General features: G+C 37.3%; 13 protein-coding genes. 6 read left to right on the top strand and 7 right to left on the bottom strand.

Going from position 1 to position 12,258, the window contains the following annotated elements; all coding sequences use genetic code 11:
* Positions 1 to 10: 10 nt before the first annotated feature.
* From ACFQ3J_RS21380 to ACFQ3J_RS21360, 5 genes are all read right to left on the bottom strand, one after another.
* Complete coding sequence (locus ACFQ3J_RS21380) at positions 11 to 415, bottom strand: TcpE family conjugal transfer membrane protein (protein WP_090727272.1); 405 nt, start codon at positions 413 to 415, stop codon at positions 11 to 13.
* The gene (locus ACFQ3J_RS21375; protein WP_251584631.1) at positions 416 to 721 is read right to left on the bottom strand and encodes a hypothetical protein; all 306 of its coding nucleotides are present in this window, start codon (positions 719 to 721) and stop codon (positions 416 to 418) included.
* A gap of 18 nt (positions 722 to 739) precedes the next feature.
* Positions 740 to 1,864 carry a conjugal transfer protein gene (locus ACFQ3J_RS21370; RefSeq protein WP_090727271.1) on the bottom strand — a complete coding sequence of 375 codons (1,125 nt, stop codon included), beginning with the start codon at positions 1,862 to 1,864 and terminating at the stop codon, positions 740 to 742.
* Positions 1,865 to 1,877: 13 nt separating this feature from the next.
* Positions 1,878 to 2,261, bottom strand: coding sequence for a hypothetical protein (locus tag ACFQ3J_RS21365; protein WP_090727269.1), 384 nt, complete (start codon positions 2,259 to 2,261; stop codon positions 1,878 to 1,880).
* Positions 2,262 to 2,387: 126 nt separating this feature from the next.
* Positions 2,388 to 3,380, bottom strand: coding sequence for a replication-relaxation family protein (locus ACFQ3J_RS21360; RefSeq protein ID WP_090727268.1), 993 nt, complete (start codon positions 3,378 to 3,380; stop codon positions 2,388 to 2,390).
* A 645-nt stretch (positions 3,381 to 4,025) separates the two neighbouring features.
* Here ACFQ3J_RS21360 and ACFQ3J_RS21355 point away from each other — a divergent pair.
* Entirely contained in the window at positions 4,026 to 4,328 is a 303-nt protein-coding gene (locus tag ACFQ3J_RS21355; RefSeq protein WP_090727267.1) for a hypothetical protein, read from the top strand.
* 22 nt (positions 4,329 to 4,350) lie between these two features.
* Positions 4,351 to 5,682: a hypothetical protein gene (locus tag ACFQ3J_RS21350; protein ID WP_090727265.1), complete on the top strand. Its 1,332-nt coding sequence runs from the start codon at positions 4,351 to 4,353 to the stop codon at positions 5,680 to 5,682.
* A gap of 155 nt (positions 5,683 to 5,837) precedes the next feature.
* On the opposite strand, the gene ACFQ3J_RS21345 is transcribed toward ACFQ3J_RS21350, so the two are convergent.
* Positions 5,838 to 6,647: a helix-turn-helix domain-containing protein gene (locus ACFQ3J_RS21345; RefSeq protein WP_177178831.1), complete on the bottom strand. Its 810-nt coding sequence runs from the start codon at positions 6,645 to 6,647 to the stop codon at positions 5,838 to 5,840.
* A 527-nt stretch (positions 6,648 to 7,174) separates the two neighbouring features.
* Here ACFQ3J_RS21345 and ACFQ3J_RS21340 point away from each other — a divergent pair.
* On the top strand, positions 7,175 to 9,619 hold the full coding sequence (locus ACFQ3J_RS21340) for a type IV secretory system conjugative DNA transfer family protein (RefSeq protein ID WP_256209922.1): 2,445 nt from the start codon (positions 7,175 to 7,177) through the stop codon (positions 9,617 to 9,619).
* 18 nt (positions 9,620 to 9,637) lie between these two features.
* On the opposite strand, the gene ACFQ3J_RS21335 is transcribed toward ACFQ3J_RS21340, so the two are convergent.
* Entirely contained in the window at positions 9,638 to 9,943 is a 306-nt protein-coding gene (locus ACFQ3J_RS21335) for a hypothetical protein (protein WP_090727262.1), read from the bottom strand.
* A gap of 254 nt (positions 9,944 to 10,197) precedes the next feature.
* On the opposite strand from ACFQ3J_RS21335, the gene ACFQ3J_RS21330 reads away from it, so the two are divergent.
* From ACFQ3J_RS21330 to ACFQ3J_RS21320, 3 genes are all read left to right on the top strand, one after another.
* Positions 10,198 to 10,815 carry a hypothetical protein gene (locus ACFQ3J_RS21330; protein WP_090727260.1) on the top strand — a complete coding sequence of 206 codons (618 nt, stop codon included), beginning with the start codon at positions 10,198 to 10,200 and terminating at the stop codon, positions 10,813 to 10,815.
* Between the two features lie 104 nt (positions 10,816 to 10,919).
* The gene (locus ACFQ3J_RS21325) at positions 10,920 to 11,402 is read left to right on the top strand and encodes a hypothetical protein (RefSeq protein WP_090727259.1); all 483 of its coding nucleotides are present in this window, start codon (positions 10,920 to 10,922) and stop codon (positions 11,400 to 11,402) included.
* Complete coding sequence (locus ACFQ3J_RS21320) at positions 11,399 to 12,247, top strand: 30S ribosomal protein S1 (RefSeq protein WP_256209921.1); 849 nt, start codon at positions 11,399 to 11,401, stop codon at positions 12,245 to 12,247. Before ACFQ3J_RS21325 ends, ACFQ3J_RS21320 begins: the two co-directional genes overlap by 4 nt.
* The last annotated feature ends 11 nt before the right edge of the window (positions 12,248 to 12,258 follow it).

Genomic DNA, 12,258 nt, shown 5'->3' with positions numbered 1-12,258 from the left:
GGAGCGCGTATTAAGCACGCTCCCGGTGAGTACGATAAACCACTTTGCTGCCGTAGGTATATCGCTTATTGTGTTGAATCGGTCGATATCTTCGAAGATGTTTTGGTCTTATCCAGTGAAATATCATTGAAAGTAGCCATTTATGTGGTGCTTTCCCATCAAGTTTTTGTTTCATGATTAACCAGGCAGAGACAAATGGGAGGACTACATAAATATAAGCATCTGGCAGAAAAAATAATATTTTACCGAAAATGGACCAAAATACTAGACAAGCGAAGAATGTGCCGATAGCTCGAACATTCGCAGGCACCGGTAACTTCTTGCCTTCAAAAGCGTAAATAACCCAATCCCAGGTCCATATCTTTGAGTAATTAGATACGGTTACTCGTGGGGATTCTGATTGTCTATCACTCATTTAGATGCCTCCGAAGATTTGGTCAAAGAAGTACTTAGCTAGCTTTTGTACATCAGACCAGTTCATCAGGATAGCTACTACAAGTGCAATTGCAACAAAACTGATTAGTTTCATCCAATCGCGTTTGATTAGATGATAAACACCGATAGCAATCAGGATTCCTGGTACAACTCCACCAATATTAGTTTCAAGCCAATCACCTAACTTTACTCCTGGACCACTTGCAAAAGCAGGAGTAGCTATCAGCATAAGAGCACTTGACATTAATGTAGTACGGATCATTAAATCCTTTTTAAACATCTTCATTTAGTTAACATCCTTTCATTAATTTGCATTATTGGGCTCAGGCAGCACCTGAGTTGTTTCTTCTACATTCGGTTGTGGCTCTTCAGTCAATTGTTCCTCTACGGCAGGATCATTTTTTTCGGTTTCCTGGGAGGATTTAAGAACATATAATCGGCCATCTTTCTCTGTTACGTCGAGTGACCATGCGTTAGTAAATGACTCGCCAATGTCGCTTTTTAAGATGACTGTCGCTTGAATTCTCATTGTTTCACTTTGATCTTCGATACGGTACATATTGAGGCTTTCAACTCGGTCAAATACGAATGAAGATTTGATCAGAGATTTAGGAGCATCATCCGCAATTGAGTAGAAATAACGCAACTGACTAGCATTTCCTTCGTACCAAGCACTAAGGAAGCTGCCGGTTAATTCTTTCGCTAAAGCAAGCGTATTTGTGTCGGAGACTGATGGGCCTATCGAGGTAGTTGTTGCTTCCCCTTTTGGTAATTCGGTAACAAACCGAGGATACGACCGGATTACCAACCCCTCTTCTGCTACAGTCACTGGTACAACCATGTAGACTTTGTTTATTGATACTGCTCTTTCAGTACTCTCAATATTATTCGTAGGTGTTGTGCTTGATGGTTCAGTAGGAATTTCAACTTCTCTTCTTACCATCACTGTTACTTCCACTTGATTTTCGTTTAGTTGTTTAACATCAAATACTTCTGTTGTCAGGACACGACTTGATCCTTTAACGTCTAGAGATTTTATTCCTGCATCTGAATCAATGCCCGACACAAAAGCAGCCAATCGTGTTGAACGCTCAGAGAAATTATTCATACTCCAGGTGAAGTATTCAGAAGCAAAATCCGCGGCGAATCCTTTAACTCTTTCTTCAATTACAGGAGCGGTTTCTCCATTAATGATGGTCTGGTTTACCACACGTGTACCTTGAACAAATGACATGCACCCTTTGATGAGGATAAAACCGACGAATATCCAAACGCACGTTCTAAGTAATTTCATTCCAGTCCTTGATTTTGGAGCTCGTTCCTTTATTGCCTTGTCAGACTTCAACCTCTCAGCTGTCTTCTTTACAGAATCCGTAGTTGCTACTGGTTCATCTGTATCTATTATTTTGCTTTTTCTGAATAGTCCCAAAGATTATCACCCCCTATCGATTTCGAGACTGATCACGGTTTTTCGGATTGAAGACGACACCAATAATGAACAATGCAACTATAGCTAAAATTATGGCATGATGCGTTTTAAACCCGAGGAACCAATCCCACCATGATTCGATTTTGTCCCACCAACCAGGAGCTCGTTCCGCTATTGCGTTTGTTGCGTCATCGATTACCTTAGCCACTCTGTCGTGAGAATCGCTGTATTCCTCTGAAGAGATACCATGAGATTCTTGGCTTTCTTCTGTATGTACAATTGATGGGCTTGGCTCAGGCTGCGATTCTTTTGTGGGGCTCCGAAAAAAAATAACCGAAGCAATTAGAAGCAGTAATACTCCTACACTTACCAAAACAACTTTTTTGTTCTTGCTCAAATACTCACCCCCAATTTCATATACCATATATATAAATTAACTAACTAATATAATAACACACTAGTATATATATTAATATACAACAATTAGAGTGGGTTTCAGCACAAATTGTAAAGGTCTCCCGCTCTAATTGTAGTGGGATGTGCCTGCAAGATCGGAATAAGCAATAAGAATATCTTCTATTTTCCGACCAATCAGCACTCGATGTTTTTTGCCAAAAACTTTATCGGCAGCATTACCTATATTTTGAAGCCTTGTCCGATAAACAGCATCGGGAATTACAAAAGCAATAATTGAATTTCGAATTATTGGATTCGTAGAAGCTTTTATAACATCTCTATACCGTTCCAGCTTCTTTTGTATGGAAACCTGTTCCGTGTAGAAAGGGGATCTCTGAATTGGTTCAGTAGATCGATCTAACTCAATACAAAAGAGCTGTTCTCCAATTCGCAATATTGCATCGGGGCGTACCTCTATTACTCTATTGTCTCCCCACACTATTTCAGAGGGATACCAATCCCAATCAATGAATTGTCTTAAATCATTAAATCTCGCCATCCACTGATATCTTAAATCGAGATATATCTTTCCGAGTTCCCAATAATGGTCTTTTTTCGCTCGTTCCATGTCTACTTCAACTTTAGACAACTTAGAATCATCAGGTATTTCTAATCGTTTCTCAACTATCCTCAGTCCTCTGTTAGATAGGTAATACCATGTTTCTCCTGTAACTCTCCCCCTTCGTTTGCTTGGTAAATCAATAGCATCTGGAATGATGGAAGTACTTTCTACTAGACCGCGATCCTTTAACCGCTTAAATGTCCGGCGTGCTTTCAAGACTGCTCTGTTCCTATTTTTTTCTTCCAGTTTGTTTTTTTCTACCTTACCTGCAGTTACATACTCCTCATAATGCATTTCTGGTGAATCAATAAAGTACGTGTCTACGACTTCTGTTTGTGGGATACATCTACACTTGTAGAGGTCTATCAATAGACGCCACTCCCTCTCTGTTAGGAGATCTATCGCTTCGCCTATGGAGTAGTCGCTAACTCCCTTCTTTCGTTTTTTGCCTCCCTCTTCACTTGGATCAATCCGTTCAAACTTCACTTGGTCAGCCAATTCATTCATCTCCTTTGCTACCCATGAGTGGGCTTAGGTTGATACACCCTCTTTTAGGGTATTAGTCGGGAATTCTTTATGATTAAGAACCCACGCCATACAAGGAAGTATAACAAAATCATTGGCTTTGTATCATGAAATTAAAAAACAATTAGGCAGATAGATAAAAAGATCAATGAATGGACAAATAAGGAGTCAATGGATGAACAAATTCCTATAAAGATAAACGTAACCAAATTTACTAATAGGAAGCAACAGCGTAATTGCAAACTTTCTAAATATATTACTCTACTCAAAAAGCTTCGTTTGAACTTAATAAAACCAAAATTTTGAACTGGATTTAGTTCCAACTAATCATAGAAGCACTAAAAAAAATGAAATTAAGGCTCCAAGAACTTGACAGGAAACAATATCCTACGGAATAATAATAACGACACGTTACGCAACGTGAAATTCTGGATTTTAAATTATTAAAATTGTAGATAATATGCAGGATTCTAAGGCTAAAGTGTCAAATTACATAAATGACGCTGCGTTAAGTAACGTTAATTAATTTTGTTAAATCATATTTAGTGCGTCGTAAGGCGTCGTGAGTTTTAGTTTATTTCAAATCGTAATATCTTATGTGAAAGGGAGTGATTGAGATTGAATGGTCACGTTGAATACCCTCCAGAAGTATTAGACTTTATAGCTCGTAGGATTCCACAAGAAATGATCAGCGTATTTGCTGAGATTTGGAATCACCGTTCTGAAGGAGGAGTTACCTGGACACTTCTGGTTAGTAAAATTGGGGATCGTTATTTAGTAGAGAAGGCTCTTCTTCTATTAGAGACCAATGGTTTTGTTAATGTAGACCCCTCCCCACTCGATCGGAGACAGAAGAAGTATATTCCAGACGAAATAAGAGGAAAACAATTAGCTCTTTACTTACGTGATAGTAAGGCTTAAACAATAATAGGAGGTAAAACTAATGGAAATGAATCTTGGATTTATCACACTTGAGGGCTTTATGCGTCGGACTGATGGTAACCAGAAAAAACTTAAGTTTTGTTTTATAGCTTGCGGACAATTCGGTGGACGTCAAGGTGACGAACTAGCCCGGTTAGGACATACAGTTTACGCTCTAAACACCTCTGAATCAGACCTTTCGGACCTCAAAGTTGTCCAGAATATTATCAAATTAGAGGGCTACAATGGAGCAGTCAAGGATATAGAGCGTGGCCAAGCTGCTATTAAAGATAACCGTGAGATGGTCCTCTCTCTTTTAAGCAATCCCGATGTTGTAGATGCTGACTTTGTTTTTGTTATCGCAGGTATGGGTGGAGGCACAGGTAATGCAGCTGCTCCTATCATCTTAAGTAACTTAAGCAGAGTAAGAAAGCCATTCAACGGAAAACCGTCATTTGGCGCAATCGTCTCAGTACCAGGATCATGGGAAAAACGTGGTATCAAAAAGAACGCTCGATGGGGTTTATCACATATTGATGAATTGATTAAGAAAAACGCTTGTGGATCAGTTACAATCATTGATAATGAAAAGCTATACACGATGACAGAAGGGATTTTTAGTAACACAGAAACTAAACTAGAATGGACTGACTATGGTAACAGTACTCTCGCTTCATTGCTCACAGAGATATCTTTTATGACTTCACTCCCTTCTAGCAAGACTTTTGACGAAGATGAATTACTTGATGTACTGAGTACTCCTGGCTACTATTCGTCGGGAAAATGCTATATTCATGAGAATGACTCTCTTGAAGTAAATAGCCTCACTTCTATCATTGAAAAGAGCTTCAGAGAATCTCCTACTGCCAATGACTATGACTACGAACTGGATGCAGTAAATGGATTTGTTGCAGTAATTCATCCTAAGCATAAGAACCCGATTATAACTGATTCAGAGTTTAGAACACTGGAAGAAAGATTTGGCCGCTTTATTGCTAATGCTGAGAAACCTCATTCCGGATTGATTGAAAACAATATCTGGGGAACAACTACTAGTCGAGGAAAACACAGCGAAAATGAAACCAATAAAGCAATTCTCTATACTGGTGTAGTATGCTCCCAATTACCTGATAGAATCGTTAAAATGTTGGAGGAAATTGACCGCGAAGAGCAAGAGTTAGAAATTAAAAAAAATGAGAGAAAGAACAAGACAACATTGGATTTGTCTGCATTCAAAACAATCACAAAAAATGAAGTGGCTGCATCAAAGGAACCGGTAAATAGTGAGTTTGATTTATTTGGAGATACAAGCAAAAAGACTAAATCATCTGATGATGATGACTTTTTACTGTAGGCTCCCCTCCCCCCTTTATAGGGGGTTTTTTGTTATCCAATAATAACGATGCGTTACGTAACATTACGCGTCGTTAATTTAATCTGAGTGTACTTCCCTTCTTATTACTGAAAAGAGTAACAAAAAAAGCGCCGCGTAAAGCAGCGCTTTTTTTGTTACTCTCCCCCACCGAATAACCCGAAGAATCCTTTTTTCTTTTTCTTACGTGCATTCTCTTCTCTTTCTAAATCTTCTCGGGAGATAACTGCCCAGTTCTTCATATTGTCCTCTAACTGTTGTTGGAACTCGCTCTTAGTGTTTGCCATAAGGACATCTAAGTGTCTTTTGTTTGTTTCTGTAGTTGTCTCAACCTGAGATCTAAACTCATCTTTCATTGAATTGATGCTAGATAGAAACTCTCTGTGTTCTTCTTGAATTTTGTCATGGAATTTTGATTCTATTTTCTGAATTAAGTTCTCGTCTCTACTAGATTGAGATGATTTTAGAGTCTCAATTTCTTGCCTAACGAACGCGTGGGTAGTTTCAGCGTGTGTTTGCAGCACTTGATCAAGGTGACCAAAAAACTGCTGCATACGCTCTTCCATATTAACTACAAGTTGTTGAACCTCTTGTAGCTGTAAGGATTGTGAATTCTGTTGGGAGAGGGATACAAGTGAGTTGGAGCCCCCTTCTTCCCCACTTGGAGCTGAATACATCTCGTTTTTAGGCCCTGCCATATTCATATGGAGAAGCATCTGCTTTATCTGGGTAAAGCTCAACTCGTACTCGGAATCGCGCCATTTCTGAATTAGCCGGATTAATTCTAAATGCCTCTCAGTATAGTAACGATTCTCGTGTGGATCCCTTGGGACTACAAAAGCTTCCCCCAATTTTTCCTCCCAGTTACGGAGAGTATTTTGCGGAACCCCTGTTGCATCACTAAATTCCTTAATTGTATAGGCCTTTTCAAACATAGTTTCGTTCATGATAACCCTCCCTTCGTATTGGAGACCCTCTCCAAAATGATTGAGAGATGTATCTACCCGATGTAATACGGTTCTCTTAATAGAATTATATACGACTCCCATTGAATCGGGAAGAGCAAACAAGGCACATGTATATATCTCCAATCAATTGAGAGAGATATATATACATACTAAGAGAGGTATATATATCAAAGAAGATAGATAGATACTAATGATATTAGAGATGTATACATATACCATAAATACTGTTGCAAGTTAAAGTGTAAGAGTATAATTTTGGACTAGGAGACGATCTCCCACATAATTGGAGGGGTTTTTTTCGGTGTGGGAGGGGGTCTACATGAGTGTGGGAGACGTTTAAGTTAGATGGAGGGGGCTCCATGTGCATGGGAGAAATGTATATTTGTGTCTAAGTATGTTCAATTGCCGTTTCGTTCAGTAAGAAATATTCAATAGGGAGTAGATTTTAGAGGATTTTATTGTAATATATTAATTAACTAATATACTAATATGAGAGGTGCAGCTTTTTGAAATATATTGGAATGGTTATCGGAGGAATAATTTCAGCCATCGGTCATATGATGGCATTTATATTTAAGAATGTGTATATTGCTGTTCGAAGATTTTCTCTTGATCCAGTAAATAAGAATACCATCTGGAATTCTCAAGCTTTTTTATTGTTAGTTTTATTAATTATCATTTTTCTATGGTTGGTCACAAAATATCAAGACGTAATACTCGGAATAGATGATCCGATTGTATTTAGAGCAGTTCCTATTATTTTAGTCTGCTTTTTAGGACATTCGATATATTCATGTCCTGCATTACATAGAAATCATTATGCAAAGCCTGTAATTCAGACTTTTTTGAATGCACTTAGTGTGTTAGCAGTAGGCCAACTGATAATTTATTTTACAGACAATAAAATTGGATTTGTAATTGCAATTCTTTTATTCGTATCTACAATCATCTTGACTTTATATTACACATTGCGTATACGGGCGAATTCTACAATTTTTAATAAACTTTCTGTGGCAGCTGAGGGAATAAATACTTCTAACAAAAGTAAGTCGAAAAATACAATAATGACTTTAAGTGAGAGCGAGGGAGAGGGGGAGGAGAATACTACTTTTATTAGAGATGGACTAGTTAAATTAGAGGATATAGATATAAATACACCAGGTTGTTTAAGCCATTTAAGATACTTCTCAGAGTTATGTGAATTGGAACTGTTTTACACGAATCCAACTAGAGAAAGACAAAGTCAGCTCATGAAGCTTAATCGGTCAGATAGAGCACAGCATGGTCAAATCATTGCAGGAACAGGAGCTGGTAAAACTCTTTTCGCAACTAACTTGATTACTCAGGATTTGTTGAATGACTACATTGGAAGTACGATTATTGATCCTAAGGGAAGTTTGATAAAACGAATGGCTAATTTCTTGGATCGAATTGGGAGGAAGTATTACAGACTTGATCCTTTGGTTGAGAACTCTGATTGTTTAAATCCTTTTTATGTTCCTGAAAGTGAAGATATTGAACCAATGATCGAGAGGAATGTAGCAGCGTTTCATGCTTATCTTGGAACAGATGCACAAATTTATTTTAAAAGTCGATCTACACAGCTTTTTCGAGTAGGTGTTAAAGCGTTAAAACTAGTTTACGGAAACGAAGCCACTTACAATGAGTTAGATAAGTTGATTCAACCAATTAATGATGAATTTAGAGTTGAAGTGATGCACCAAATTACACTTCTTGGAAAAGAAAGTCAGGTACCGTTGCTGATTGAATATACACGAAATATGGCGGGTTCACCTAAAATGCAGGAGCATGCGATGCAAACTTACTCTAACTTGTATGATTACCTTTCTGAATTGACGTCTAACAAATATATTCAAAAGATGTTTTGTGGTAAATCAACATTTAGCATTGATGAAGCTATGAAGAATGGCGAAATTATTCTTTTTAATGGAGCTTACGGTACATTACAAACTTTAACGTACACTGCTGGTCGTTTATTTTTGAACCTTGCAAGGGCGAGCACATTCCGTAGAAATATGGATGGGAATGTACGCCCACATCAATTAACTATCGATGAAGTGGAAATGTTTGCGGATGAAGAATTCTCAACATTTATGGAAATGGCCAGAGAATTCGAAGTGTTTGTTAATGTGATTCATCAAGGGAATGAACAATTAGACGATGTGAGTAAAAGATTAGGAGCTATGGTAAAACAAAATGCTGTTCATAAATTCATAATGGCTGGTTTGGATCCTAATGATGCTAAGTACTATTCAGAAATGATAGGTGAAGAATACAAAATTGGACAAAGTAGTGGGACTGATGAAATGTCTGCCACTGGTTTCAAAACTCAGATAAAAGAAGAAAAAAGGTATACTGTGATGCCAAAAGAAATACTTAGTCTGAAAGGATACAATCCTGAAACTGGGGATCCCGCGGAATGTCTATTCAGAGGAGTACATAATAATGTTAGACTGGATCCGGTAATAGGGCTTATCTATCCGCTGCCGAAGATCCTGTTCACTCCCCTTAAAGAAATTTTAAAAGATGATGAGATTATTGAAGACCAGGAGATATTAAATACGGAATCTCCAAATAGGGGGGATGTAGGAGGGAAAAGAAAAGATAATAGTATTGATCAACTGGAAAGAATAAAAAAGAACGCACAACTTAGTAAAGAACTTCATTCCACTAAAGTTGAGGCTGAACTCCATACTGAAGACACTGAGCCAGAGATAATCCGAAATCCGATTTGGGATGACCCAGAACCATTGGCTCGAAGTATTGATGATGATAAATCGAAGCCGAAGGTAAATGAGAGTGTTGTATCTCCTAGTGGGGTAACCTTCAAACCGGCAAGTATAGATGATAAGGCACTTAAGTTAGCACAGCAAATCAAGAACGATGCACAAATTTCCAGAAAGGAAAAAAAGAGTAGCGCGACGGAGTAATCCGTCATGCTACTCTTTTTATTCTTCATTCAAAGTATGGAACAATTCATTAAATTCTTCATAAACTTTGATACCAAGTGGTGTGAGACTGTAGAGTTTTTGGCGACCACTCGTATTATATTGAACAAAGCCGAGAGCTTCAATCCAAATAACTGCGTAATTAAGTTCACCACGACGTACTCTGCTTTCTAGGGATAAATCTTCCTTGTTATAATCCTTTTTTGATAGGGATTGCATAACGAGTTTTGGAGCGTTTGGCAGATTTGTAATCATTTTTTCTAAGTAATCTCTTAACTCTGACGATAAATCAAAAGAAAAGGTCATTATTATTTCACCGAGCCTTTCAGGTTACTATCATATATATTAACACACAATATAAGTAAATAACATATATCGATTAGCGTATATATATCATAAAAACTCATATTCAAAAGCATTAAAATATGTTTTCATTAATTACTTTCTAGTACATTTTACCCAACTTGCAGGAAAAATTACAGGGGGAGGGTAAAAAATTTTGTTGAATTGAAAAAGAGTAATATAATAATCTATATCGGAAACTTTTGAGAAGGGATGCGATGTATATGCATCAATTTTTTGATCCTTCAATAAAACCAGTTGTGACGACTGACTTAGATGGCAACATCAAGTATGTTAGAACATACGGACTCCAACATTATGGTTACCCAGATCTATATATAGAAGAATCAATAAATAATTATGAGGAATTGTTTCATGGTATCTTGGATAAGATTTACACCCTCGATTTTGACATAAACCATGCTTGGTATTTTAATGGTTCGTTGTTAAGTTTTGAAATGATTCCACAAGATAATCTTGCAAAAATAAAAATATCTCATGATGATGAAGTTAATATTGTTACTATGAACAATCCTTTGACTCAACAACCATACAAATTGATGACGACTGGAACTGAAAGTGTATACAATCATCCTGAAATTAAGATATCAGCAAGTATTCTACATTCGAAGGAGATACTTAAATTTGCTATAGATGAGATTCGAAAGGGAGAGTACTACGATGATGAGTCGTATATACTGTTTGAGGATCAAGAATATTATATCGAGAGAACTACCGATCGGTTTGGTAATCCTTACTTAGAAATAAGGCAGTTGGATACAACAGAGCTGCTGCCAAAAACAATAAAAAGAGGTCAACTTAAAAGGGTTAAATAATAACCCTTCATTTTTTTCAATTATAGTTGTATATTAATATATATATAAACTAACTAATTGATTATAATACATGGAAAGGAGAAAATTTAGAGAGGAGTAATAGTTTGATTGATAAACATCTACTTGAAGAACTGGAGTTTGTGCTAACCCATCCTGATTGTAATGTGGATAGGCTTGAGAACTTTTATAACAACTGTCTCTTCATGAACGAGTATGTGCCTATATACGCATTCGTTACAGCTATAAAGAGAATAAATCCAAGTTTACTCATTGAATGGTCTAGTAAAAACAAAATGATTTTAACAGCTACACAAGATTTAGAATTAAACGAAAAAGATAATGACATTAATGCTAGTGACTCAGCTCTTCAGATAAGCATTGACTTAGCCGGACATTTACCAACAAAAGGGTATTACAAAGTAATATGGTCCTCGGAGCTTGGAGAGGAATTTATTAATAAGATGTTCAAAAGAAAAGCGATTAGAGTAATTGATCGAAAACGTAGGGATTTGGAACTGGTTGGTTTTCGTTTCGTGACAGATCGTAAATACGCACTTTACATAAAAGTTAAGGAGGAATCAGCGTGAGTTTTCAATCACTTTCATCAAATCCAATGCAGGAATACAGGACGTCTTTACGTCGAAAACAAATTCACCAAGGTTTAGTGAGCGGTGTAGAGGTACACGAACCTCATGGCAAGAAAATGGAGTGCGTGCTTGTTCATTTAAATAATGGTCTTAAAGGGTTAATTTATGAGGATCAATTTGATAAACATAAATTCCGTTCTCTTGTAGGTTTTATTGATCATCGAATTGATTTTATGGTTTTGGATGTACAGAAAATGGGGCTAGACCCTGAACAATTTCAGGTCTTTGATGAAGAAAAGGGAATTGTCTTGCTTTCTCGTGTGCAAGCAATTGATGAACTTCAGGAGGAATTTTGGGAGACTGCTGAAGAAGGACATGTTGTTACAGGAACAGTTTCCGGATGGGAAGAGGAACGTTTGTATGTTTTAGTAAAAGGGGTTTCATGTGTGCTAGCCATTCAAGATTATGAATATGATTGGACACATTCAGCTAAGAACCTTGTACCACTCGGTACTACGCTTACTGTTAAAATCAAGAAAATTGATAGGGAGAAACAGCAAGTACGAGTATCCCGTAAAGAGTTGTTAGAAGACCCATGGAATCGTGTCCGAGAGAATTTTGGTGTGGGCAATTTTTATCCCGGGGAAATAACTAGTGTCGTTGAAAATGTTGGGGTTTTCGTTAAGCTGACACCTGGCGTTGAGACTCTTGCTTGGTTTCCACCAAAGCTTCCCTCTCATGGTTCACTTATTGGAAAACGAGTGAGTGTGAAAATAAGAAACATTGATGTGGAGAGAAGGCGTATTAAATCAAGAATTTGCAAATTTCCTCATGAAATTTATTAAGGGGAGTGTAA

Source organism: Paenibacillus provencensis (genome assembly GCF_042678545.1).
Classification (GTDB): domain Bacteria; phylum Bacillota; class Bacilli; order Paenibacillales; family Paenibacillaceae; genus Paenibacillus; species Paenibacillus provencensis.
Note: the sequence above shows the minus strand (reverse complement) of the source record. Positions and strands in the feature narration are given on the sequence as shown.

Coding starts and splice junctions, on each gene's coding strand:
- ACFQ3J_RS21380 (WP_090727272.1), bottom strand. CDS start 415: ATGAGTGATAGACAATCAGAATCCCCACGAGTAACCGTATCTAATTAC.
- ACFQ3J_RS21375 (WP_251584631.1), bottom strand. CDS start 721: ATGAAGATGTTTAAAAAGGATTTAATGATCCGTACTACATTAATGTCA.
- ACFQ3J_RS21350 (WP_090727265.1), top strand. CDS start 4,351: ATGGAAATGAATCTTGGATTTATCACACTTGAGGGCTTTATGCGTCGG.
- ACFQ3J_RS21345 (WP_177178831.1), bottom strand. CDS start 6,647: ATGAACGAAACTATGTTTGAAAAGGCCTATACAATTAAGGAATTTAGT.
- ACFQ3J_RS21335 (WP_090727262.1), bottom strand. CDS start 9,943: ATGACCTTTTCTTTTGATTTATCGTCAGAGTTAAGAGATTACTTAGAA.
- ACFQ3J_RS21330 (WP_090727260.1), top strand. CDS start 10,198: ATGTATATGCATCAATTTTTTGATCCTTCAATAAAACCAGTTGTGACG.